Here is a 22723-nt window from a genome sequence, read left to right as displayed (position 1 = left end):
CGTAGTATGCAGTGAGCCGAGCATTCTCTTTATCTGGGGACAGAAAACGGTGAATGATGATGGTGACTACCAACGAAACTTCCATGAGCGGCAATGCCCATACCGGCAGCACGAGCAGCCAGGATCACCTGCACGGACTGCAGGATGACGATCAGCGCAACGCACATGGCAACACAGAAAATGTCGCCCGACAGGGAGGCGAACACTTCGAGCAGTACCGCGACAGCGCTGCAGAGCAGATAGAGAACCTTGCGCAGAACGCTCAGTCGGCGGCGCAGCAGATTGACAGCAATGACACTTTGGGCCTGTCGGGGTACGTCACTGACATGGCGCAAGCGATGACCCGGCTCGCCGACAACCTGCGCAGCAAGAACGCCGAGCAACTGTTGCAGGATGCAGGCAGGCTCGCCCGGGAAAATCCGGTCCTGTTCATCAGTGGCAGCGTGGCCCTTGGCCTGGGTCTGTCGCGGCTGCTGAAAGCGTCCACCTCTTCGAACGACACGACCTCCGACACGAGCTTCTCTGACAGCTCAATGCCTGGAAGCTCGACAACAGGCACATCGGCATCAGATCTGTCGACATCCGGGTCGTCGAATCAGAGTGATCTGACGGATGTCGATTCGTCTGCCCCTTATGACCCCATCAGCCCGTCGGCGCTGGCCGCCGAAGAGATGGCCGCGACGCATCCCCACGACAACGACGTCGTGCACAGCGCGCGCCCGGGAACAGGGATTCCTGACAGTCCGCCCATGACCGAACTCAACGACGATCTCGACGATGAAGTGACGCGTGACGGCTCGTCCAGGTCCGGTTTGTCCAAAGGAGACGTGTGATGAGTACCCCACCCAATACTCAGCAGGACAGAAATCCTGAAAATGAAACGTCGGTGCTGAGTCTGATCCGCCAGCTGGCGCATGAAGTGCCTGCGTTGGTCACCAAGGAAATGGCACTGGTGAAAGCGGAATTCCGTGAGTCGCTTCAGGCGACCAAGCAAGCAGCCACCACCGTCGGTATGGGTGCCGTCGTGATGCTGGGCGGTCTGATCATGGTGCTCATGGCCGCCGTCTATGCCTTGAGTTACGTCATGGAACCGTGGCTCGCGGCACTGATCGTCGGTGTTGCGGCTCTGGTCATCGGCTTCTTCATGGTTCAGGCGGGCAATAAAAAACTCGACGCTTCGAACCTGATTCCCGAGCGCACCACCAGCACCCTGCAAAAAGACAAGGAAGCCATTCAGAGGAAAGTCTCATGAGCATCGACAGCAGCTTCGACACACCAGAACATTTTGAAGAAGAATCGAAAAAGAGCCCGGAAACCCTGGAGCGGGAAATCGATCAGCAACGCTCCAGCATCGGCAACATCGTCGATGCGCTGGAAAAGAAAATGTCGCCCGGTCAACTGGTCGATCAGGCGCTGGGCTATGTGAAGGACAACGGCGGGGAGTTTTTCGGCAATCTGGGCAACAACGTCAAGGCCAATCCAGTGCCTGCCGTGCTTACCACCGTCGGCGTGCTCTGGATGATGATGGGTAACAATCGTCCGGCAACGGGCGGCTCGTCCAACGGTTCTTCGGTCCTTGGCAGCGTCACAGAGCGCGCTGGCAGCATGGCTGGCTCGGTCAGCGACAGTCTGGGAAGCGCCAAGGCCCGGGTGCAGGAAACCGTGTCGCATATGAAGGACAAGGCCAGCACGATCAAGGACAAGACGTCCCACATGACCCACAACGTGCGCGACACCTTTTCGGGCAGTTCCGGCAGCTCCCACTCGTGGCAGGACGCAGACCTTACTTTCCAGGAGAAACGTGGGCACATGAAGAGCAGTACACGGCAACTGGTCAACGAACAGCCTTTGACGCTGGCGGCCATGGGTATTGCGGTGGGAGCGCTGATCGGTGCCGCGTTGCCTGTCACGACGAAGGAGCAACAGATCGTCAGGCAGGCACGGGAAAAACTGAGGGGTAAAAGCGGTTCTCTGTCTTCATCTTCTTCGCCCAACCCGACCTCCAGCAGCTACAGCAACCTGTCCGGTGCTGAACACGACAGCAACGGCACAGGCGCGTCTTCCGCCAGTGAACGTCCTACATCGCCGGGACTCGGTTGAGGGTGTGATGGAGCACTGAAAACGGCCCCTCGGAGGGGCCGTTTTCATAATTGGCCAGCTGTTGTTCAGGCAGCGAAGCCGTTTATATTTCGGAAAGACGCTGGACGATCCGGTCCTTCACCAGCAGACGCTTTTCCTTGAGTTTCCTCAACGCGTCATCACCGATACCGCCCGCCGACCCTTTTTCGGCATTCAGCACCTCAATATCTGCGCTGTCATAGTCATTGAGCAATTGCTGCAGCCTCGCGTCCTGCCTGCCCCGCTCGGCGACCTCGTCTCGGGTCAAGCTCAAATCCGCGAACAAATCGTGTTTGACTGGCATGAGTAGCACCTCCAAATGACTACTTGAATGCAGGGGTAACCGTGACGATTTCAGACCTCACGGCTGTTCCCGAATACGGCGTGCTTCGTACGCCCTGACATGAGTGCAGGCAACGTCGAGCACCGACAGTTCATTCGAAGCGACACCCAGCGCGTTACGCCTGATCAGCATATCGCCCAGAATCTGTTCGACCTCTGTGGGTGTACCCCGTTCGATGTCTCTCATCATCGAGGCCGTGAGTGTCGAGCCGCGTGCCGTCAACAGCTCAAGCTGACGCTGACGAACCTTTGCATCCGGCGGGTATCCGGCAGCCAGCGCAATCGCCGCGCATTCGGACAGTGCTTTCAGGATCAAACCCTCTCCACCTGCGTCCAGCACATCGCCGATCGATGCGCGCATGCTTGCAGTGATCGCCGCCAGCGTGGCGATGAAACACCATTTGTCCCACATGGCCTGCACAATGTGCTGACTCAGGTTGGCTTCGAAACCCGCATCGGCCAAGGCTTCGGCAACCCTTAGAATACGCGGGGTCAACGCGCCGCTCAGTTCGCCGAATGACAACTGGTGCATCTCGTTCAGATGCAGAATCGCACCGGTCGAGTCGCGGTCTACGGAAATCAGACACTGCCCGCCCAGCACAGCGTCCTTGCCGAAGCGCTCGGTCAGGCGACCAAGATGGGCCATGCCGTTGAGCAGCGAGAGAATCGACGTATCCGGTCCCACTGCAGGCTCGAAAGCGTCCATTGCGGCGTCCAGATCGAAAGCCTTGCAACTGAGCAGGATCAGGTCGAAAGGGTCGGCAAGCCGGTTGGCAAGCATGTAAGGAGGCGACGGGTACTGAAAGTTTCCCTGCGGACTTCGCACCACAAGTCCGTCACGATCCAGCTCTTCCGCCCGGCCTGGCCGGACCAGAAAAGACACCTGACGCCCGGCCTCCAACAGTCGGCCACCGAAATAGCCACCGACAGCCCCTGCCCCAACGATCAAGATACGCATGGCCCTGGATCTCCTGGTTGTGCTGTTCTACAGAACGCTGGCGGCGTTCGAGCACCCTGGTTCAGGGACATTACCCCACACCCCGCCTGCCATCAGGCCTGAAAACGCGGTTCCAGCTGCAGGAACCCGGCCAGACATGAAGTATCGACGGCAGAGGCCTTTTGTTGCAATCGCGTCGTGACGGCCTGAATCACCACCCGACTGGCATCATGATGAAACTGCCAGACGCCATAGATTCGGCCGTCGAACGAAGGCTCGCTGCCCAGCTGAGGATCGGCCCCGAGCCCGGCACCCAGGCCGAACAGGTGAAGCCCCTTCAATCGCCGTCCGTTCTGATCCATCGGGCAGCCCGCCTGATCAGAGTCCAGGCCACCCTTGGTCTCACGCAGGGTGATCAGGCTGCCGTCACCATGGCGCATCACGGGCAACTGCGGTTGATAGCCGGAACACTGCACCACCACACAGGACTCGGCTAATGCGAGTCTGGCCTTTTCGAATGCTCCGGCGGGACCGTCACTGGTCTGCAACAACTGCACACGCACACCGGTTTTACCGATACGACCGTGCTTCAACGCCTCGCGACCAATGTCCAACGCCCGGTAGCGCAGCCCGCCGGAGCGATTGATGCGCCCGGAAACAGGACAGACATCCAGCTGAGAGTCGAACACATAGCCCGCAGCTTCTGCCTGCTCGGCACTTTCGTAAAACAGCCTGATCCGGGTTCGATGGATCAGCGTCAGCTCTTCCAGCCCTGCGAACTCCAGAGCATCGGCGAGGTTCTCCAGCATGGAAAAGGCACTGTGCGAACCGCCGACAACAGTGATACGGCTACCGCTGGCCAGCGCCTGCGCAAACACTTCGCGCAACTGAACCGCATTCATGCGCAGCAGCCGGTCGGCACTCTGGATATTGGTGGCCGGTGACAGTGAAAGCCCCTGTTGCGCAAGACTGTCGATCAGGTGCTGCGGATCCTGACGTCCGCCGAGGTTGAGCACGAGCGTCTGGCAGCGCACGAGTCTGGCGCAGCCTTCCGTCTCTACCGTGAGGCAAAACTCGTCATCCTCGCTGATCACTTCGGTGATGGTCGTGCCATGCCAGACCTTCACCCCGTAGCAGCGCGTCAAGTGCTCCAACACCAGTCGCGAGGCTTCAACCATCAGTTGCCCCACATCCGACAACTGAGGGGCACTTTGGGCCTGACCCCGAATACGCCAATAAGCCGGAGAGTATTCCAATGGCTCGAAAATCTCGCGCAGCGCCGGGTCACGCAGGCAATCGATGAAAACGTCTCCTACCGAGTTGGCAGTGATCCGGTATTGCCCCAGCGCACCGGTACCCGGTCTGTCGCTGGCGTCGATGACCATCAGCCCGCTTGCGGTGATCTCCGCCAACGTGCCGCTTTTCAAGGCATTGAACAGAAACCCCATACCGGCAAGCCCTGCTCCGCCGACGACACAACCGCAGACTGTTTCCAAGGATTTTTCAAACATGATGATGCTCCATCGTCATAGCAAACGTTGGTGCATTCCAGAAGTTCTGGATGATCGAATACCTGGCCATCACTACAAACCAGCGTCCATGCACAATTTAAAAAGAGAACCCAACAACACAATAAACAGCGCACGTGCAGCGTCACCAGAACCCGGCTAAAGGCTCCGCTGTTTTATCAATAAAAATGAGCTGTTACATGCACTGATCGGGACCGCCATCCACTCGACACCCGAACCGCTGGAAAAACAGCGCGCCACGCTACCGCCAAACCTTCGAACGAGATTTAAACACGAGGCGTTAATCAGGAGGGTTTAAGCACAACGAAGCGGGCGGAGTGAAATAATAGTTGCAAAGAAACCACGAAGTGTCAAATAAGCCACTGCACACTGTGGCCCTGCCGCACCCGCCGCAAGTACCTGATTTTAAAAGACTGCACACTTCCACACGATAAAACCATTCATGCAGGTTATCAGGAAGGCGCAACGAACCCGTTTTAATTTTTTCATGACACCCAATAAAACCTACAAAAACCCAGCGCCGACATATTGACTGAATGGGGCAGGACGGGCTGCATGAAATGAACGAAGACCTCAAGCAGGACGAACCCGGATGAGGACGTCCTGCGCTTCAAGAGGAGGATGGCCCGACCTGAGCAGATCGGAACCGGACAGCGGCAAGTAACACGCCACGCCAACGCAGGTGTGATCAGGCCGTACGGTATTGCTTCTGCCGGATACCGTGGTGGTTGGGCTCGTCACGCAACTCGCTGCGCAGTTCCGAGACAAGATTCGATATGTCGCGAAGGCTTTTCAACCTGTGCGCAGAGATACCGGTTACCAGCAATTCAACCCGGCCTGAATCCGGGTCGTTGACCTGCACCGTCATGGAATAATCCGGTGCAATCGTACAGGTACAACGCAACGGTAAAAATGCACTTTCGACGATACTGCGCAGTTCCAGAGTAGACAGTCCACTCGCGATCATTTTTCTATCTCCTTATTGTGTAAGCGCTGCCGGACTCCAGCAGATTACTGCCGCTATTTATAATCAATTAACTGAAACCAGGCACACCCTTGCCTGCCAATTAATTGTCGCCACTTACTTGATCCTTGACACTCTTTATACGCCAGCCTCTATCGACTCGGCAATGTGCAGCGTAGATCACGCCTTGCCGCGACAACTGTGTTTATTTGTAACTAACGTTAGAAAAAACGATTCACTGTAGGCGTTCAAGCGGCGAAAGACATGATCTGCGTCATTAAAGGGATATTGCGCAGGTTTTGACATGATCACGGAGTGACGAACGGTCACCAAACCGATTATGCCTGTTCACTTATGAAACACCTCAAGCACGCTTTTCTGACCGTGCAGGCGGCTTGCACTCGACGTGCGTCACCAAGGGGTAACTTGAGCCATGCGCTCGCCTCACTGAATCCGCAGTCTGTGCCACTTGTGACGCGGAGCGTCACGGGATGCATGGCATGATCGACGTGCCTGAGATCACGCTGATCGTTCCTACGCTCCGCGTGGGAATGCCTCCCAGGACGCTCCGCGTCCGCTCTTGAATGTGGCGCAGATGCGCGCCCAAGCTCCAGCGTTATCCACGTCATGCGCTCGGCTCACTGAATCCGCAATCTGTGCCATTTGTGACGCGGAGCGTCACGGGAGGCATGCCCACGCAGAGCGATGAGCACGATCAGTATCAGGCGTCACTCCACGGATCGGGGCAGACGGAAATGGATCACCGCAACCCGTGCACCTTGCTTGTCACGTCGTTCTTCAATGGCATAAGGACGGAACCCCATACGCGGATAGAACAGCAGGCCCGGAACGTTATGGTTGTAGCAGGATGCGATGAGCTCGGTGGCTTCGTGCTTGTCGAAGGCAATGTCCATCATGCAACTGATCATAAAGCGTCCCACGCCTCTTGCCCTGGCCTTGGGAGCGATGATGACGTTACCCAGCGCACAGCGACCGCGAAAATCACAGCGGGAGAAGTTCGCGTAACCCACCACTTCGCCATCCATTTCGATCACGGTTGAGTCGTAACGGGTTTCCAGCGCGTCCACCAACTGGGCAGGAGTAAAGGGATAAGTAGCCCGGGGGAACATGTAGAACAACTCGTCGGCATTCTGGGGCAGCTCGCAGACGATCGGAATGTCTTTTTCTTCCAGGGGGCGATGTAGAAACATTGAGCGGTAACCTCTTGAAGAAATTGAAGAACCTACAGAGCAGGTTAGCCATGAAACTGTGATTTCGGCGCCTCCAGGCGACAGAAATACAGCGCCCTTGCGCCTACAGCATAATCCGGGGCTATCAAAAAGGGCTAATTCAATACCAAACCGGACTAAAAACGCCTGATTGTCGCGTCGCCCTGAAGCTGGCTGGCGCAAGTCTCTGAATAAACGGGGCGTTCAGGATCGTGAGGTGATCTGTCGCTATCAGCAGATCGCGCCGAGGGGAAACGTCTTGCAAGGTCGTCTCCCCGCTCAAGGCGAACATCATGTCGCGGTCCTTTTCGATCAAACGCCCAAAGGCGCAATATCCTGTAACCGATATTTCCCCTCGGCTATTGCAACGCCTGGACGGAAACGGCATTTATTTCATTTTGTTTACCGGAACACATTCCTCATGCCCTCTTTCTCCCTCGACCGTTTCAAGGCACGGCCTTTCAGATGGTTATGCATGGTCGCGATCATCATCGGCCTGCCAGTCGGCTGCGCGGTGCTGGAGCATAAGGAGCGCGAACTGGTGTTCCGCATAGAGCCGGGCACCGCCAGCTGGTACAGCGGCCTGCCCTCCGATGTTCAGGAGCTGGATCTCAAGGCTGCCGATTTCGGCACCTCGCAGAACATTCATGCATGGTGGTGGCCTGCGCCACGCAAGGACGCACCGGCAGTGTTGTATCTGCACGGCTCACGCTGGAACCTGACGGGCCAGTTGTTCCGCATCGAACAGCTCAGGGCGCTGGGGTTTTCAATTCTGGCCATCGATTACCGGGGCTTTGGCCAGAGCATGGGCCAGTTGCCCTCCGAAAAGACCGTCTATGAGGATGCACGCATTGCCTGGGAACGCCTCAAGCAACTGCAGCCGGACCCGCAACGTCGGGTGATCTATGGTCATTCACTCGGCGGAGCGGTCGCAGTGGACCTGGCTGCGGAACTGGGCCGTGAAGCAGAGAAGGACGAGACGCCAGTGGCAGCACGCGGGCTTATCATCGAGTCCACCTTCACCAACCTGGCAGACGTCGCCACCGCGATCGCCAACACTTCGCTGCCGGTGCGCTGGCTGTTGTCGCAGAAATTCGATTCAGTCGACAAGATCGCCGATATTCACATGCCCGTGCTGATCGTGCATGGCACCGATGATCGCTATGTCCCGGCCCGTTTCAGCAAAGAATTGTTCGAGGCCGCCCGAGAGCCGAAGAACCTGTTGCTGGTGCCCGGCGGCACGCACAACAACAGCATGCGGCTGGGCAGCAAGGCGTACAGTCAGGCCATACAGACCTTACTGAAAACGCCCTCGTCATTGCCTCAGGTCAGTAAAAAGGGCGACATGCAGAAACACGCAGGCTGAAGCCCGACGAAAAACCTGCATACGGCACACATGGACCGATAGACAGCAGTGGCGGCAGGCGCTAGCGTCGGCGTTCCGCATTTCAGGAGTGCGCCATGCATCGCGTTATCGAGTATTCGGACGACCAGCACCGTCAGGCGGTCATCGATCTGTGGACAACCGTATTCAACGACGACGCACCGCACAACCGCCCGGATCTGTCGATCGACATGAAGCTGACCGCGCAAGACCGGCTGTTCTTTGTGGTCATCGTTGAAAGCCGTCTGGCTGGCACACTGCTGGCGGGCTATGACGGCCACCGGGGCTGGCTCTACTTGGTTGCGGTCGATCCCGCTCAGCGTGGACGCGGGCTGGGAACTGCCTTGATCAGGCATGCAGAACAGGCGTTGATCGAGCTTGGCTGCCTCAAGATCAATCTGCAGATTCGTACCAGCAATGAAGGGGTGCAGGCTTTCTATCAGTCGCTGGGATACGTTCAGGAACCTCTGATCAGCATGGGCAAGCGGATCCCTTTTGATCCCGACACAAAAGCGTAGGAGCTCAATACAAAGTACGTCAGACAATTCCCTCATTTACATGAGAATTAATATCAAATTACAATTATTGCTATTAACATCCTGACAGAGCACTTCCTTTTGAGCACCTTCCATCGCCCTCGCCGCCCCGGTCCCTTTTTGCTGTCCGCAATTTCCCTGGCAGTATGGTCTGGCGGTACGGCACATGCCGCAGGCGCAGCAACACTGCCCGCGACGCAAGTATCGGCCGCCACCCAGAGCGAGGAAGGCTACAGCGCAAGCAGCGCCAGTACCGCCAGCAAGAGTGACGTGCCGCTCAAGGAAGAAGCTCAGTCGGTGAATGTGGTGACACCTCAGACCATTGCCGATTACAACGTACGCTCGCTGGACGACGCCATGAAGTTCGTCAGTGGCGTCAGTCAGGGCAATACGCTAGGCAACACCAAGGACTCGCTGGTCAAGCGCGGCTTCGGGACCAATGACGACGGCTCGATCCTGCGTGATGGCGTGCGCTCGGTGGTGTCGAAGAACTTCAGTGCGACCACTGACCGGGTCGAAGTGCTCAAAGGCCCGGCTTCACTGCTGTACGGCGCGATGGAACCGGGCGGCGTGATCAACGTGATCAGCAAACAGCCGCAGTACGTGCAAAGCACAACGTTGAGCGGTTCGGCGTTCAGCGAAGGTGGCGGCAGTTTCGGCGTGGATACCACCGGCCCGCTGGGCGACAGCGGTCTGGCCTATCGTCTGGTTGCCGAACGTCAGAGCGAAGATTACTGGCGCAACTACGGCGTTGATCAGCACACGCTGATTGCTCCTTCCCTGTCCTGGACCGGCGAACGTGCAAGCCTAACGCTGGCTTACGAGTACAACGATTACGTCAGCCCGTTCGATCGTGGCACCGTTTTCAGCGGTGGTCATCCAGCCGATATCAGCTACAACAAGCGCCTGGACGAGAAATGGGCCAACACCGTCGGCATCAGCGAAACCGCAACTGCGCGTTTTGAATACCAGCTCAGCGATGACTGGAAGACCCGCCTGACCTATGGCTGGAACAACGACCGCTACAGCCTTTCCATCGCGCAACCGAGCACCTTGTCCAGCACCGGCGTCCTGCGCCGCCAGGCCAACGGCGGGCATTACGATTATGAAACGCGTTACGCCAGTTGGGATTTCATCGGCAAGCAGCAATTTCTGGGGCAGGAGCATGACCTGCTGATCGGTGCCGAGCAGGAAGACTCCGACAAGTTTCGGGGCAAGACGTACCGAAACACCGCACAGAATGGTTTCAACATCTTCAATCCGGTGTACGGCAGCCTCGCTGAACCGAGCGTGGTCAGCCAGCCGACCAGCAACCTGAGCAATCAACTGACCTCGTCTTCGCTCTATGTAAAAGACAACTGGCACCTGAATGACCGCTGGATTCTGGTACTCGGCGGACGCTACCAGCATTATGACCAGTACATCGCCCAAGGCCTCGGTGCCAGCCGGGCTGTGAATCTGGACAAGAATGATGACGTGTTCCTGCCAATGGCCGGGCTGGTGTTCAAGGTCAACGAAGACCTGTCGCTGTACGGCAACTACAGCCGCTCGTTCGTGCCCAACCAAGACGTGAACGACGACGGCACCACCTTCGATCCGGAAGAAGGTCGCAGCTATGAAGTCGGGGCCAAATATGCGCTCGCGCCAGGCCTGGACTTCAACATGGCGGTGTTCGATATCGAGAAGAAGAACGTCGTCACCCCGACCGGCGTGACGGGTGTCAGCGAGGCGGCCGGCAAGGTCGGTTCAAGAGGCGTGGAGCTGGATGTGACCGGTCGTATCGCCGAGCGCTGGGACATGATCGGTACCTACGCCTACACCCACACCGAAGTGCTGGACGACCCGAGCAACGAAAGCAATCGCCTGAGCCAGGCACCAAAGCACACCGCAAGCCTGTACCTCACGCATCACCTGCAGGTGCCTTCGGGTCTGGGCGACTGGCATGCCGGTGGCGGCGCACGCTACGTAGGTGAGCGCGCCGGGGATGACGCCAACTCGTTCTACATGAGCAGCTACACCGTGGCCGATGCTTTTCTGCGCTGGGATGTGCCGATGGCCGGTTACAAGACCCGCCTGCAGTTGAACGTGGACAACCTGTTCGACAAGCAGTATTACCCATCCAGTACCGGCAGCCAGTTGCAGGTCAACGTGGGTGAACCGCGCACCGCGCGGCTCAGCGCCAGCGTCACCTTCTGATGTTGAAGGGGCTGGAACAGTTCCAGCCCTTCAGCTTGCTCAGATAAGACCTTTACCTGCGGCGTCTTCAAGCGCGCTGCGCGCCAGATCCCTGATGACCTTGTCGCTCGACTCATTGAACGGCAGGGCAAAGATCAGCACCAGGTGCATCCAGGTGGTGAGTTTTTCCTGCTTGCTGACCTGCCCCAGTTTCTTGCCCTCGCCATCGCGGAAGGTAAGCTCCAGCGACAGGGTGTTGTCGACCTTGTTGGGGATCAGGAAGAACGTGAAGCCGGTCAGAAATGCCAGGCCAAGGCTGCCCTCCTCGTGATTGCGCAGGGTTGCCGTGACGTAGAGATCGGAGGGCTCACGCTCGACGCTCACTTTGCTGAAACGCTGACTGCCCTGCAGCTCTTCTTTCAACAACTTTTCCAGCGCAGCGATGTTGGTGCCGCTATTGGCGCGATCTTCGTTCAACGCATATTCGGCCTGCACCTTGAGGTACGCCGCCGGCTTGGCCTTGACGGGCGCTGCCGGGGGCCATTGCGAAGCCTGCGCCAACTCATGGTGCGAATAAGTCATGCAACCTTGCAACGACAGTGAAAACAGCACAGCCAACAGCATCAAAAACTTGTTCATTCGAAATATCCCTTTCAACGAGGCAATTGGCCAGTGGCATCTACAAGCAGCGTTTCGACCAGTTCAGTCAGTTGATTGGCCCCCATTGAAGGATTGAAATAATCGCGGTCCCAGAGCCCGGTGTTCACGTCGCGCTTGAATGTCTTTTGCGACAGCGCCAACTGCTTGCCATGGCTGTCGTTGATCCGCAGTTCCGCCGCCAGATCATAGGTATCGACGTAGATCGGACCGTTGACCCAGATCCAGATCGTCAGCGTTAGCAGAGCGCCGGGGAAATAAGCCGGGTGTGGCGTGCGCTTGCCTTTGAGGGAAGTGAAATTGAAGGCCAGTTCGACATCCTTTTCACCCAGCTTCGCCGGGAAAACGATCATCTTCTGGAAATACTCGCCACGCTCGACGTGCGCGCCGATCTGCGCCGTGAGCTGTGAACTGATGTTTCGCTTCTGAAGTTCATCGATGGCCGGATCAGTGATCTTCACATCCTTGATCATTGCCCCGACCGGCAACGTATTCTCGACGGCCTTGGCCGGAAGGCCAATGGGCCCTGCGGGCACGAAGGAGACACACCCGGTCAACACCAACCCCATCAATGCGATGGCGGCGTACTGCAGCTTGTTCATTTAACGTCCTTGAAGGTGTCGCACCAGGCGGCACCCGAAGCAAATATTGATGGCATGCCACGGGCGTTGCCGGTCCATGGCATGCAAGCAGAGATAGCACTATGCTATCGAGGCCAGGATTGTAACCAATTTATTTCAGGCGTGCCTGTTCTTCTACGGCAAAGAGACGGCGCAGGACGGAGAAAGGCAAAGGGATGAAAAAGTGGGAGCTGCACCTTGGGCTGGCCACTCATGGTTATACATAAGTTTTGCTGCAATCAGGGGCTGTGGGAGGCGCCACTACGTCTTCGACGTAGCGCTGTCGCGCAGCAAACTTGGTGGGAGCGGACTTGTCCGCGAATGCAGTATTTCAGCCACTGCATATGCGTCGGATGTACTGGCCTTTTCGCGGACAAACGGAACGCCGCCCGGTCCGCTCCCACAAAATCGAGTTCCTTCAGTGGGTTACAGGTTGTTTGATAAGAAGCGGCTTGCCGGCGATGCGTTTTGTGAAACGACATATCGGTGACTGAAGGGACGCCATCGTCGACGAACCGTCTCGACGGGGGTATGCATTCACTCGGAGTGGGTGAAGACGACCCGATACGAGAACCTGATCAGTACCTGATCCGGTAGATATTCATCACCTTCTCGTTATAGAACAGGTAGTCGACCTTGCCGATGAACACGCTTTTCTCCAGCCAGTCGTTCGGCCCTAGTGGCACCTGAAACTGCGGTGTGCAGGTGCATTGATAGTGCCCGTCGGAAATGGGCCATACCCCGTTCTGAAGCTGCTCCTGCCCGACTTCGTCCATGACAAGAACCCCTTTGTTCTCGACATTGATCAACTCGCCCGTCCGGGTTCGCAACGTGAAACGTGCATTGAAAAAGGCAAGTTCGCTCGATAACTCGACAAAGAAATCACTGCCGCCAGGCAGCACCGAACCCCGAATGCTCTCACCTTCGAACTCGCCACCGATGATCGAGCTGTTGCTGCGCAGGCCATCGCTGCAGATTCCCATGAGCGTAGGCGCGTCCGTCCTCACGGTAATCGACAGGACTTTCTCCAGCAGCGGTGCCCTTACGGTCGCCACTTCACGAACGGACGGATTGCGAGGCTTCTTGAAGTCGATGATGTTCACAGGTCTGCTCACTCCACGATTCGGTCAACACGGTAGTCGGGGCCAGAAGCTTTGGGGCTCAGGCATCTGCCGGCTCGGCATTGATGCGGCAGCGTTTATTTGAAGCGGCGTTTCCAGTAAGCTCCACGGAGACGAAATAAATCGTACCGAACGGTTCAGTTTTAGTCCATGTTAATTTGCGTTACACAGGCAAACGAAGATTCCCTGAAGGATTGAGGATTTAAATGAAGGTGCGTACCGAAGCTCGCCGTGAAGCCATCATTGATGCGGCAGCCAGCGTTTTCCTCGAAATGGGCTACGAGCGCACGTCGATGAACGAAGTCACCAAACGAATGGGCGGTTCCAAGGCAACGATCTACAGCTACTTCCCATCAAAAGAAGATCTCTTCATCGCCGTTGTGAATCGGCATGCCACGGCTCACCTGGCAGAGGCGGTATCAGAACTTGCGACCTACAGCGAAAAGGCTCTTGACCTCAGGGGATTGCTCAGCCGTTTTGGCGAGCGAATGCTGGCAATGCTGATCAACGACAACACAGCGCTGGACGTGTATCGCATGGTGGTCGCCGAGTCGGGTCGATCTGAAATCGGCATGATGTTCTATGAATCCGGGCCACGCCAGTGCATGCAAACCATCTCCACTCTAATGGCCCAGGCCATGCAGAACGGACAACTTCGCAAAATCGACCCTGACCTTGCAGCACTTCAACTGACTTCGCTGCTGACCGCAGAAACCGAAATCCGACTCTATCAGCAAAGCCCGCAGCCACTGAGCTGCGAGCAGATTCGCACCATGGTAGATCGGGCGGTCGAAACCTTTCTGCTGGGCATGGGCCAACGCTGAGCTGCCCGCCACGTATAACTGATTGCCCCTCTGCCTGACGCTTCAGACGATCTTTTTTCAGAGACCGCGCATCTCCAGCCACTGGGCTTTATCGATGCGCGGGGCGCTTTATATTGCACTTGTCATCAAGAAAAGCTCCATGCAGACGATAGGCTTTCTAATCACCCATGGAGAAGGCACATGTTTTTGCGCAAACTCAACCTCGCACCTCGCTCGGCTTTATGCTTCGGTTTGTTCTGCCTCATGATTGTCGCCCTGGGACTGCTGTCGTTGCGACAAGCCGCGATTCTCAACGAAGCGGAAAAATTCATCGAAACCAACGTGCTGCCCAGCGTGAAACTGCTCGGTATGCTGGACCGTGAATTTGTCGGTATCCGGGGCAACAACGCCCGCCTGCGCAATCCGCTGGAGCCGCAGGATCGTCGGACCAAGGCCTTGAGCGACATCAAACAATCGCGAGTCCTGATCGCCGACTATTCGAACTCACTGAGCAAACTGATCGTCACCCCCAAAGGGCGCGAAGCCTTCGACGCGCTTAACAAGGCCAACGCCGACTATCAGGTCAATCAGGACCGTTATCTGGCCTCTGTCGCGGCAGGTGATCTGGACACCGCTGTCGCCATATCGAACAACGAGATGAAAAGTGCCGCGGACCAAGTTGAAGCCTCACTCAAGAACCTGATCGGCATCAACGACCAGAAAGCCGAAAGAGCCGGTGACACCGCTGAATCGGCTTACAGTCAGACCCTATGGCTGGTCGGAATTTTCATCGCCGTGGGCGTCGCTACCACGCTGTTTCTCGCCTGGCTCTATACCCGCAGCCTGACTGGTCCCATTGGCGAATCACTGAAAATAGCCGAACGCATCGCAGCCAACGACTTGAGCAAGAACATCACGGTCGAAGGCAGCGACGAAGCGGCCAAGCTGATCGCCGCACTGGCGACCATGCAGACCAATCTGCGCAGTGCGCTGACCCTGATCGGCGACTCGTCGACTCAACTGGCAGCCACCTCCGAAGAAATGCATGCCGTGACCGAGGACGCATCGCGCACCATCCTGCGTCAGAGCAATGAAATTGAAATGGCTGCAACGGCGGTCAACGAGATGAGCGCTGCGGTCGAGGAAGTGGCCAGCAACGCGGCCTCCGCCTCGCAAGTGACATCACAATCCAGCACGGCAGCCATGGCTGGACGTGCTCAGGTCGATGAAACGGTTTCGGCGATCAACCTGATGGTGTCCAAGGTTCAGGTTACCTCGACAGAGGTCCAGGGTCTGGCGGTCATGGCAACCGATATCAGCAAAGTGCTGGACGTGATCCGCGCAATCGCTGAACAGACCAACCTGCTGGCGCTCAACGCTGCCATCGAAGCCGCGCGCGCCGGTGAGGCCGGTCGAGGCTTTGCGGTGGTTGCGGATGAAGTGCGCGCGCTTGCTCACCGCACCCAGCAGTCGACCCGGGAGATCGAGCAGATGGTCAGTTCGATTCAATCCGGCACCGGCAATGCGGTGACCGCCATGGAGCAGACCAGCTTCCAGGCTCAGAAGACTCTGGACATGGCCAATGGCGCAGGCAAGGCGCTGCTCGACATCACCGAGTCCATCAGCCAGATCAACGAACGCAACCTGATGATCGCCACCGCGGCCGAGCAACAGGCTCAAGTGGCGCGTGAAGTGGACCGCAGTCTGGTCAGCATTCGCGACCTGTCCAGCCAGACCTCCGAAGGCTCCAGCCAGACCGCCATAGCCACAGCTGAACTGACCAAGCTGGCCGCTGACCTCAGCCGCCTGACCAAACAGTTCCGCGTCGCCTGACCTCCTTTGGCCGGGAACCTGGTTCCCGGCCTCTCCCCTCGCTCCAGCCTCTTCCTGCTCATCGTTCAGTCTGCAAGCAGCCTTTACTTGTCAGAAATACGGCCCTCGTCTAAGTTGTACGACGACAGACGAATATGCTGTCTATCAGGTCATGCCGAGCGCATGTTCTGGCCACCCAACAATGACAATAAAAAGGAATGCACATGAGAAAGCTCAAACTGCTCGTAGGGTTTGTCTGCATGTTCACTGGCTACGTCGTCGCCGCACCATCGGATGAGGCTGATGTGGCTCAGGCGGTGGACAAGCTGACCCAGGCCATGTGGCACAAGGACATAGCGCAGCTTCAGGCGCTGACCGCCAACAACCTCACCTACGGACACTCCAGCGGCAACATCCAGGACAAGCAGGCATTCATTGCCGACATCGAAACCGGCAAGAGCGCCTTCAATGACCTGAAAATGCTCAACCAGAAGATCACCATGTCTGGCGATGTCGCGCTGGTGCGCAACCACTTCTCGGCCCAGGCCGTGAACAGTGGCAAAGTGGTGCCGACCGAAATCGAGAACTTCCAGATCTGGCAAAAGCAGAACGGCCAGTGGTTGCTGATTGGCCGTCAGGCGTTCCGCTTCTAAACGTCAGCTACACGCACGCAGCAAGTGAAGGCTTTCACTGCTGCGTGCCGAACATTGCGGTCCAGTAGATGCCTGCATCGCTCTTGGGATCGGTTGCATAAGCCGCCCCCAGTTCACGGAAACCGGCATTCATCAGATTCGCGCAATGTCCGGGGCTTGCCAGCCAGCCATCCACCACCTTGCGTGCAGTATCCTGACCGGCAGCGATGTTTTCGCCCACCTGCTGACCGATGTAGCCAGCCAGCTCCGCCCGATCACCGGGCATGCGCCCTTCCCGGTCCTTGTGATCGAAGAAATTGTTGTTGGCCATGGACTGGGAATGAGCCTGAGCCGCCGTGCCCAGCGTAGCGTTCCAGGCCAGCGGTGTGGTGGCAGGAAACGCCTGTGTCCCGCATTGGCGTGGCGCAGTGCGAGCGACGTTGATCATTTCCAGAACCTTCTGACCTTCGGCCTGCCAGTCTCCCAGACGCGCCGCGACCAGTGAGCGCGCCAGCACAATGCGCCAATCCTGCCCTTCGCGGCTCACGCCGATATCGATGAACTGCGGATCGAGCACAACCTTGCAGAAGCTTTCCTGCACGGCCTTCAGCGCCGACGCCGCATCACGCGGCCCGGAAAGGCTGATGGCCTGCACGGTGACCATCGGATAGGACGCGCGCGACAGTGCCTGCTGCAGGTCCACCCCGCCACTGGCGGGCAGAATCAGACGCGGATCAATGACCAGCGGCGGCAGTTCCATGGACACCTGATCACCACAGCGCTGCACCTGACCGCGCCAGGCATTGAGCGAGTCGATCAGTTGCGTCTCGTCAGAGGCCAGAGCCGACTGGGCGACAAGCACCCCGAGTGACAGTACCGCTACGCGCAGGAAGGACGTGATGGACCCCATGAAAATCTCCGACGGATTGAGTGCGCCTATCATGCGCGACCTGACCCGGTGAGATGCAACTGCTTTTTGCGCGTGGCGCCGGGATTGTCACGAGCAGGCAGGCAAAGAACCATGCTGGCTGGAAGGGTGGTGTTCTGGCAGCGAATCCAATTGTGGGAGGCGGCTTGCCGGCGATGGCGTCATTCCAGTCACAGATAGGTCGACTGAAAAAACGCATCGCCGGCAAGCAGCCTCCCACATTGAGTATTGCGTGTCAGCAGCAGGTTATGCGCGCGGCCTCCTCAGAGCTTGAACTTCGCCACCATGCCATTGAAGGACGTCGCCAGACGCGACAGCTCCTGACTCGATGCATTGGTCTGGTCGGCACCGGCCGCGCTCTGGGTCGAGAGATCCTGAATGTTCAGCAGGTTGCGGTCCACTTCGCGGGCCACCTGGGCCTGTTCTTCCGACGCCGAGGCGATCACCAGATTGCGCTCGTTGATGGTCGCGACACCCTGAGTGATCTTTTCCAACGCAGAACCGGCGCGCAGGGCCTGTTCCTGGGTATTGGTGGCCAGTGAAAGGCTCTTGCCCATGGCTGCCACGGCGCCGTCGGCACCCGACTGCACGGTGCTGATCATGCCTTCGATCTCCACGGTCGACGCTTGGGTGCGATGAGCCAGCGCGCGTACCTCGTCGGCCACCACCGCAAAACCGCGCCCCTGTTCACCTGCTCGTGCCGCTTCGATGGCCGCGTTGAGTGCCAGCAGGTTGGTCTGTTCGGCAATGCTGCGGATCACGTCCAGCACCTTGCTGATCTCGCGCACATGCCCGGCCAGCTCGGAAACCGCCTCGGTCGACTCGGTGATCTCATGCACCATGGTGGTGATGCCCTTGACGGTGTGATCCACCTGACCGCGACCATCGACAGCATCTTCGGTTGCGGTCTTCGAGGCTTCAGAAGTCGACACAGCGTTGCGCGCCACTTCTTCAACCGCGGCCGTCATCTGATTGACGGCAGTCGCTGCCTGCTGGATTTCGTCGTTCTGACGCGTCAGCCCACGGGTGCTCTCGTTGGTGACAGCGCTGAGTTCTTCTGCCGCCGAAGCCAACTGATCAGAAGCACTGGCGATCTGTTGAATCGTGCCTTTCAAGCCGTCCTGCATATTCGACAGGGCGTCGAGCAACAGCCCGGCCTCATCGCTACTGGTAGACACGATCGGCTGGGTCAGGTCACCGCCAGCGATGCGCTGCGCGCTGACTACGGCCACTGCCAACGGACGAGTGATCATGCGGGTGATGAAGATGCCCAGCAGAATCGCCACGATGAACGCGATCAAGACGCCGATTTCCAGCATCATCACGGACTTGTTTCTCAGCTCCGCAGCCGCTACAGCGCCTTCCTTGATCTGGCGGTTGTTGGAATCGATGATGGTGCGCAGATAAGCGCGAATTTTCACAAACCCTTCGGTAGACAGGTCGTTGAGGCGAGTCCTGGCGTTCTGCAGGTCACCGGCCCTCATCATCTCGATCACTTGCTGCGAACCTGCAATGTAGGCAGGCAACATCTGCTCAAGCTGATCACCTGCGACACGCTCGTCGTCTTCAAGCGGCGTCGCGCGGTAAGCGGCAAACACCTTCTGGGCACGAGCCAGGTCATCGGCCAGAGCCTGACGAACACGCTCCTTGTCGGTTTCCGATACGCCACCGTCCTGAGCATCCAGCAGGCGATACAAACCACGGTTATGGGCGGTCATGCTGGTCAGCGTTTCATTGGTGTTGCCAACCGAAACCAGGTTGTTGGAAAACGTTTGTTCCAGCGCATTGCCCAGACGGGTCACACCTGCCATGCCCAACCCACCCACAGCCAGTGTAATAAGCGCACAGATGATGAACGCCGAGAGAAGCTTGGTCGAAAACTTGAACTGACGCAGGATATTCATAGGGTGGACCGTTGCGAGATGAGGGATGACGGCTACGCTGAAATGATTTAGCACTCAGCAGTGATGTCATAGTGACTTCACCTATCTCGCAAACGTTCAACACGCCAAAAAATTAATTACACAACGACATAAGATGCTGCGAAACACTCATTCGGGCCCCGCCAGACGCTGGTGGTTGATGATCAGTGAAGCAGAATCGGCTGCTGTGTCCCATGCTGTCCTCGATGCTGCTCGACAAAGGCCTTCGCTTCCTGCGTCATCCGGTCAAGGCGTCGGTCCCGTTCTTTCTCGGCATCAGCCATCGCCTTGTCTCCGTGCTGTTTGAGCAGGTAGGCGTGAATCTGCCGCACTTCCACCGAGCTGTAGATCGGCGCGATGTCCATCACTGCGAGCAACCCTTCGGTACCGTGATCACGGGTGTTCATGATCACGTGCGGGCCGCGCGCGCCCAACACCTGAAAGCCCAGTGACTCGAAATACGGCACCTTGTCGACCACGCAGTACAACTCTGCGTGCGGGTATCGGCCGACCATCTTCTCCAGCATCGAGCGCGCGATGCCCTGACCGCGATGGCTTTCCCTGACTGCAAGGTAAGTCACCGCGCACGCTTCCGGATCGCCCTGCACAGGCAGATACAGCAGAAAACCCAGCACCTTTTCCGGGTCCTCGTCATCCAGCGCCACGATCAGTTCGACGGCCATGCTGCCGGAGCCGTCCATTGCATTGAGGTAAAGATGCACCTCGTAACCGACCCCGTACTGATAGAGGTTGTACAGCGGATTGCTCGGCGAGATGGCAACCAGACTGATATCGGTGACGTAATCGACCACCATCTGCTGGATCTGGCTTCGAATGAATTCCGGCGGCGGGCTTTGCAACAGCATGACAGTGGACATTGAACGTCTGGCTCCGAGGGTGAGGCTTGCCTGAGGCAGGTGGCGCGACATGATAACCCGGCAGGGTGTCATGAGCCGAACCGGAGAGCTTCAATCGGAGTTTCCGCGCCAACGTCTGATTTAGTTATTACCGACAGAACTGTTACAGCTTATTTCTTAGTGCGCGCTGCGCACATGAAAAACCAACATCAATGAGCCACCACTCCAAACAATAAACGCTCATTACTCTGGGACGCTCGTTCTAAAACTTGAAGTTTAACGAAAGAATCCTTATTCATGAATAATGCGACTGGTTTTCATTAACTAAAAACCTACCTTCTGAAATGCAGCGTATGGTGGCACCATAACATTCGATAAATTCATACATATCATTGAGTTATAGTATTAGCAGCTCAATATAAAGCCACTGAACTACATGAATTAATCTTTAATGCCACTATCCTTTAAACGACCAACACTACTTTCAAGACAACCAGGCACTCGGTTCCATTCGGGCACAAGTATTTATCTCAATCACCCCGATTGATTTTTATAATCGCCCACTTTTCTCCCGCGCGCATAACATGGCCCCGCCTACTAAAAAAATATGAGGGATTCAAAATGCCGTTATTAAACTGGTCCAGAAACATGGTTCGTTTAACAGCAGTCGGCCTTATCAGCATTCCGGCCGCCTACGCAGCCGACACCCTGACCCGCGACAATGGCGCGGCGGTCGGGGACAACCAGAATTCCCAGACAGCAGGTGCCCAGGGCCCGGTGCTGCTGCAGGATGTTCAACTGCTGCAGAAACTGCAGCGTTTCGACCGCGAACGCATCCCGGAGCGTGTCGTACATGCCCGTGGTACCGGCGTGAAAGGCGAGTTCACCGCATCGGCCGACATCAGCGACCTGAGCAAGGCGAACGTTTTCAAGTCCGGCGAAAAAACCCCGGTCTTCGTACGTTTCTCTTCCGTAGTGCACGGCAACCACTCGCCTGAAACCCTGCGCGACCCGCACGGCTTCGCGACCAAGTTCTACACGGCAGACGGTAACTGGGACCTGGTAGGCAACAACTTCCCGACCTTCTTCATCCGCGATGCCATCAAGTTCCCGGACATGGTGCATGCCTTCAAACCTGATCCACGCACCAACCTGGACAACGACTCGCGTCGTTTCGACTTCTTCTCCCACGTGCCTGAAGCTACCCGCACCCTGACCCTGCTCTACTCCAACGAAGGGACGCCAGCCGGCTACCGTTTCATGGACGGCAACGGTGTGCACGCCTACAAACTGGTCAACGCCAAGGGCGAAGTGCATTACGTCAAGTTCCACTGGAAAACCCTGCAAGGCATCAAGAATCTTGATCCGGACGAAGTCGCCAAGGTCCAGTCCAAGGATTACAGCCACCTGACCAACGATCTGGTCGGCGCGATCAAGAAAGGCGATTTCCCGAAATGGGACCTCTACATTCAGGTGCTCAAGCCTGAAGAGCTGGCCAAGTTCGACTTCGATCCACTGGACGCCACCAAAATCTGGCCTGACGTCCCCGAGAAGAAAATCGGTCAGATGGTCTTGAACAAGAACGTCGATAACTTCTTCCAGGAAACCGAGCAGGTCGCCATGGCCCCGGCCAACCTGGTGCCTGGCATCGAGCCGTCCGAAGACCGCCTGCTGCAAGGTCGCGTGTTCTCTTATGCCGACACCCAGATGTATCGCCTGGGCGCCAACGGCCTGAGCCTGCCGGTCAACCAGCCTAAAGTCGCCGTCAACAATGGCAACCAGGATGGCGCGATGAACTCCGGCCACACCACCAGCGGCGTCAACTACGAGCCAAGCCGTCTGGAACCGCGTCCATCCGTGGACAGCGCACGCTACAGCCAGCTGCCAATCAGCGGCACCACCCAGCAGGCGAAGATCACGCGCGAGCAGAACTTCAAGCAGGCCGGTGATCTGTATCGTTCTTACACCCCGAAAGAGCAGACCGACCTGGTCCAGAGCTTCGGCGAGTCGCTGGCCGACACCGATACCGAAAGCAAGAACATCATGCTGTCGTACCTGTACAAGGCCGATCCAACCTACGGCACTCGGGTAACCGAAGTGGCCAAGGGCGATCTGGGCAAAGTCAAATCGTTGGCTGCCAGCCTCAAAGACTGATGA

General features: G+C 57.4%; 21 protein-coding genes. 10 read left to right on the top strand and 11 right to left on the bottom strand.

The genetic code is table 11. From position 1 onward, the window contains the following. The first annotated feature begins 53 nt into the window (after positions 1 to 53). The 3 genes from AC0IXS_RS24560 to AC0IXS_RS24550 are packed head-to-tail and all read left to right on the top strand — an operon-like array spanning position 54 to position 2100. Complete coding sequence (locus AC0IXS_RS24560) at positions 54 to 833, top strand: hypothetical protein (protein WP_122689542.1); 780 nt, start codon at positions 54 to 56, stop codon at positions 831 to 833. Continuing rightward, a complete protein-coding gene (locus AC0IXS_RS24555; protein WP_057410241.1) occupies positions 833 to 1252 on the top strand; it encodes a phage holin family protein in 420 nt (139 codons plus the stop codon). The genes AC0IXS_RS24560 and AC0IXS_RS24555 overlap by 1 nt, the downstream gene beginning before the upstream one ends. Then, complete coding sequence (locus AC0IXS_RS24550) at positions 1249 to 2100, top strand: DUF3618 domain-containing protein (protein ID WP_122667814.1); 852 nt, start codon at positions 1249 to 1251, stop codon at positions 2098 to 2100. Before AC0IXS_RS24555 ends, AC0IXS_RS24550 begins: the two co-directional genes overlap by 4 nt. Positions 2101 to 2182: 82 nt before the next feature. Here AC0IXS_RS24550 and AC0IXS_RS24545 read toward each other — a convergent pair whose 3' ends face one another. The 5 genes from AC0IXS_RS24545 to AC0IXS_RS24525 all read right to left on the bottom strand — a co-directional run bounded on the left by AC0IXS_RS24545 (position 2183) and on the right by AC0IXS_RS24525 (position 7101). Then, the gene (locus tag AC0IXS_RS24545; protein WP_057410239.1) at positions 2183 to 2422 is read right to left on the bottom strand and encodes a DUF465 domain-containing protein; all 240 of its coding nucleotides are present in this window, start codon (positions 2420 to 2422) and stop codon (positions 2183 to 2185) included. 57 nt (positions 2423 to 2479) lie between these two features. After that, complete coding sequence (locus AC0IXS_RS24540; RefSeq protein ID WP_122667815.1) at positions 2480 to 3418, bottom strand: ketopantoate reductase family protein; 939 nt, start codon at positions 3416 to 3418, stop codon at positions 2480 to 2482. A gap of 92 nt (positions 3419 to 3510) precedes the next feature. Continuing rightward, positions 3511 to 4908, bottom strand: coding sequence for a pyridine nucleotide-disulfide oxidoreductase (locus AC0IXS_RS24535; RefSeq protein ID WP_122667816.1), 1398 nt, complete (start codon positions 4906 to 4908; stop codon positions 3511 to 3513). Between the two features lie 706 nt (positions 4909 to 5614). Then, on the bottom strand, positions 5615 to 5893 hold the full coding sequence (locus AC0IXS_RS24530; protein ID WP_004882673.1) for a DUF1652 domain-containing protein: 279 nt from the start codon (positions 5891 to 5893) through the stop codon (positions 5615 to 5617). A 725-nt stretch (positions 5894 to 6618) separates the two neighbouring features. Beyond that, entirely contained in the window at positions 6619 to 7101 is a 483-nt protein-coding gene (locus AC0IXS_RS24525) for a GNAT family N-acetyltransferase (protein ID WP_057410236.1), read from the bottom strand. 439 nt (positions 7102 to 7540) lie between these two features. Here AC0IXS_RS24525 and AC0IXS_RS24520 point away from each other — a divergent pair, with 439 nt between their 5' ends. From AC0IXS_RS24520 to AC0IXS_RS24510, 3 genes are all read left to right on the top strand, one after another. After that, entirely contained in the window at positions 7541 to 8485 is a 945-nt protein-coding gene (locus AC0IXS_RS24520; protein WP_163033353.1) for an alpha/beta hydrolase, read from the top strand. Between the two features lie 95 nt (positions 8486 to 8580). Further along, positions 8581 to 9021 carry a GNAT family acetyltransferase gene (locus AC0IXS_RS24515; RefSeq protein WP_191954363.1) on the top strand — a complete coding sequence of 147 codons (441 nt, stop codon included), beginning with the start codon at positions 8581 to 8583 and terminating at the stop codon, positions 9019 to 9021. Positions 9022 to 9162: 141 nt separating this feature from the next. Then, complete coding sequence (locus AC0IXS_RS24510; RefSeq protein WP_471826295.1) at positions 9163 to 11235, top strand: TonB-dependent siderophore receptor; 2073 nt, start codon at positions 9163 to 9165, stop codon at positions 11233 to 11235. Positions 11236 to 11274: 39 nt separating this feature from the next. On the opposite strand, the gene AC0IXS_RS24505 is transcribed toward AC0IXS_RS24510, so the two are convergent. The 3 genes from AC0IXS_RS24505 to AC0IXS_RS24495 form a co-directional block, all read right to left on the bottom strand. Further along, entirely contained in the window at positions 11275 to 11853 is a 579-nt protein-coding gene (locus tag AC0IXS_RS24505; RefSeq protein WP_122436247.1) for a hypothetical protein, read from the bottom strand. 14 nt (positions 11854 to 11867) lie between these two features. Continuing rightward, a complete protein-coding gene (locus AC0IXS_RS24500) occupies positions 11868 to 12473 on the bottom strand; it encodes a hypothetical protein (RefSeq protein WP_025994571.1) in 606 nt (201 codons plus the stop codon). A 596-nt stretch (positions 12474 to 13069) separates the two neighbouring features. Next, a complete protein-coding gene (locus AC0IXS_RS24495; protein WP_025994572.1) occupies positions 13070 to 13594 on the bottom strand; it encodes a DUF3237 domain-containing protein in 525 nt (174 codons plus the stop codon). A 224-nt stretch (positions 13595 to 13818) separates the two neighbouring features. On the opposite strand from AC0IXS_RS24495, the gene AC0IXS_RS24490 reads away from it, so the two are divergent. The 3 genes from AC0IXS_RS24490 to AC0IXS_RS24480 all read left to right on the top strand — a co-directional run bounded on the left by AC0IXS_RS24490 (position 13819) and on the right by AC0IXS_RS24480 (position 16880). Beyond that, a complete protein-coding gene (locus tag AC0IXS_RS24490) occupies positions 13819 to 14436 on the top strand; it encodes a TetR/AcrR family transcriptional regulator (RefSeq protein WP_029243784.1) in 618 nt (205 codons plus the stop codon). A 180-nt stretch (positions 14437 to 14616) separates the two neighbouring features. After that, positions 14617 to 16248: a methyl-accepting chemotaxis protein gene (locus AC0IXS_RS24485; protein ID WP_057410232.1), complete on the top strand. Its 1632-nt coding sequence runs from the start codon at positions 14617 to 14619 to the stop codon at positions 16246 to 16248. Positions 16249 to 16451: 203 nt separating this feature from the next. Continuing rightward, positions 16452 to 16880 carry a nuclear transport factor 2 family protein gene (locus AC0IXS_RS24480; protein WP_057410231.1) on the top strand — a complete coding sequence of 143 codons (429 nt, stop codon included), beginning with the start codon at positions 16452 to 16454 and terminating at the stop codon, positions 16878 to 16880. Positions 16881 to 16914: 34 nt separating this feature from the next. Here the strand turns inward: AC0IXS_RS24480 and AC0IXS_RS24475 are convergent, their stop codons facing one another. The 3 genes from AC0IXS_RS24475 to AC0IXS_RS24465 all read right to left on the bottom strand — a co-directional run bounded on the left by AC0IXS_RS24475 (position 16915) and on the right by AC0IXS_RS24465 (position 20587). After that, a complete protein-coding gene (locus tag AC0IXS_RS24475) occupies positions 16915 to 17769 on the bottom strand; it encodes a CAP domain-containing protein (protein ID WP_057410256.1) in 855 nt (284 codons plus the stop codon). 281 nt (positions 17770 to 18050) lie between these two features. Further along, entirely contained in the window at positions 18051 to 19691 is a 1641-nt protein-coding gene (locus tag AC0IXS_RS24470) for a methyl-accepting chemotaxis protein (RefSeq protein WP_057410230.1), read from the bottom strand. Positions 19692 to 19873: 182 nt separating this feature from the next. Next, the gene (locus AC0IXS_RS24465; RefSeq protein ID WP_122667828.1) at positions 19874 to 20587 is read right to left on the bottom strand and encodes a GNAT family N-acetyltransferase; all 714 of its coding nucleotides are present in this window, start codon (positions 20585 to 20587) and stop codon (positions 19874 to 19876) included. Between the two features lie 627 nt (positions 20588 to 21214). On the opposite strand from AC0IXS_RS24465, the gene katB reads away from it, so the two are divergent. Beyond that, positions 21215 to 22720 carry a catalase KatB gene (katB, locus tag AC0IXS_RS24460; RefSeq protein WP_449117520.1) on the top strand — a complete coding sequence of 502 codons (1506 nt, stop codon included), beginning with the start codon at positions 21215 to 21217 and terminating at the stop codon, positions 22718 to 22720. Positions 22721 to 22723 lie beyond the last annotated feature (3 nt).

This window comes from Pseudomonas sp. AC016 (genome assembly GCF_979253365.1).
Note: the sequence above shows the minus strand (reverse complement) of the source record. Positions and strands in the feature narration are given on the sequence as shown.

Bases quoted from the DNA above. Each gene is read 5' to 3' on its own strand.
- AC0IXS_RS24560 (WP_122689542.1), top strand. From the start codon at position 54: ATGATGATGGTGACTACCAACGAAACTTCCATGAGCGGCAATGCCCAT.
- AC0IXS_RS24555 (WP_057410241.1), top strand. From the start codon at position 833: ATGAGTACCCCACCCAATACTCAGCAGGACAGAAATCCTGAAAATGAA.
- AC0IXS_RS24550 (WP_122667814.1), top strand. From the start codon at position 1,249: ATGAGCATCGACAGCAGCTTCGACACACCAGAACATTTTGAAGAAGAA.
- AC0IXS_RS24545 (WP_057410239.1), bottom strand. From the start codon at position 2,422: ATGCCAGTCAAACACGATTTGTTCGCGGATTTGAGCTTGACCCGAGAC.
- AC0IXS_RS24540 (WP_122667815.1), bottom strand. From the start codon at position 3,418: ATGCGTATCTTGATCGTTGGGGCAGGGGCTGTCGGTGGCTATTTCGGT.
- AC0IXS_RS24535 (WP_122667816.1), bottom strand. From the start codon at position 4,908: ATGTTTGAAAAATCCTTGGAAACAGTCTGCGGTTGTGTCGTCGGCGGA.
- AC0IXS_RS24530 (WP_004882673.1), bottom strand. From the start codon at position 5,893: ATGATCGCGAGTGGACTGTCTACTCTGGAACTGCGCAGTATCGTCGAA.
- AC0IXS_RS24525 (WP_057410236.1), bottom strand. From the start codon at position 7,101: ATGTTTCTACATCGCCCCCTGGAAGAAAAAGACATTCCGATCGTCTGC.
- AC0IXS_RS24520 (WP_163033353.1), top strand. From the start codon at position 7,541: ATGCCCTCTTTCTCCCTCGACCGTTTCAAGGCACGGCCTTTCAGATGG.
- AC0IXS_RS24515 (WP_191954363.1), top strand. From the start codon at position 8,581: ATGCATCGCGTTATCGAGTATTCGGACGACCAGCACCGTCAGGCGGTC.
- AC0IXS_RS24505 (WP_122436247.1), bottom strand. From the start codon at position 11,853: ATGAACAAGTTTTTGATGCTGTTGGCTGTGCTGTTTTCACTGTCGTTG.
- AC0IXS_RS24500 (WP_025994571.1), bottom strand. From the start codon at position 12,473: ATGAACAAGCTGCAGTACGCCGCCATCGCATTGATGGGGTTGGTGTTG.
- AC0IXS_RS24490 (WP_029243784.1), top strand. From the start codon at position 13,819: ATGAAGGTGCGTACCGAAGCTCGCCGTGAAGCCATCATTGATGCGGCA.
- AC0IXS_RS24485 (WP_057410232.1), top strand. From the start codon at position 14,617: ATGTTTTTGCGCAAACTCAACCTCGCACCTCGCTCGGCTTTATGCTTC.
- AC0IXS_RS24480 (WP_057410231.1), top strand. From the start codon at position 16,452: ATGAGAAAGCTCAAACTGCTCGTAGGGTTTGTCTGCATGTTCACTGGC.
- AC0IXS_RS24475 (WP_057410256.1), bottom strand. From the start codon at position 17,769: ATGGGGTCCATCACGTCCTTCCTGCGCGTAGCGGTACTGTCACTCGGG.
- AC0IXS_RS24470 (WP_057410230.1), bottom strand. From the start codon at position 19,691: ATGAATATCCTGCGTCAGTTCAAGTTTTCGACCAAGCTTCTCTCGGCG.
- AC0IXS_RS24465 (WP_122667828.1), bottom strand. From the start codon at position 20,587: ATGTCCACTGTCATGCTGTTGCAAAGCCCGCCGCCGGAATTCATTCGA.
- katB (WP_449117520.1), top strand. From the start codon at position 21,215: ATGGTTCGTTTAACAGCAGTCGGCCTTATCAGCATTCCGGCCGCCTAC.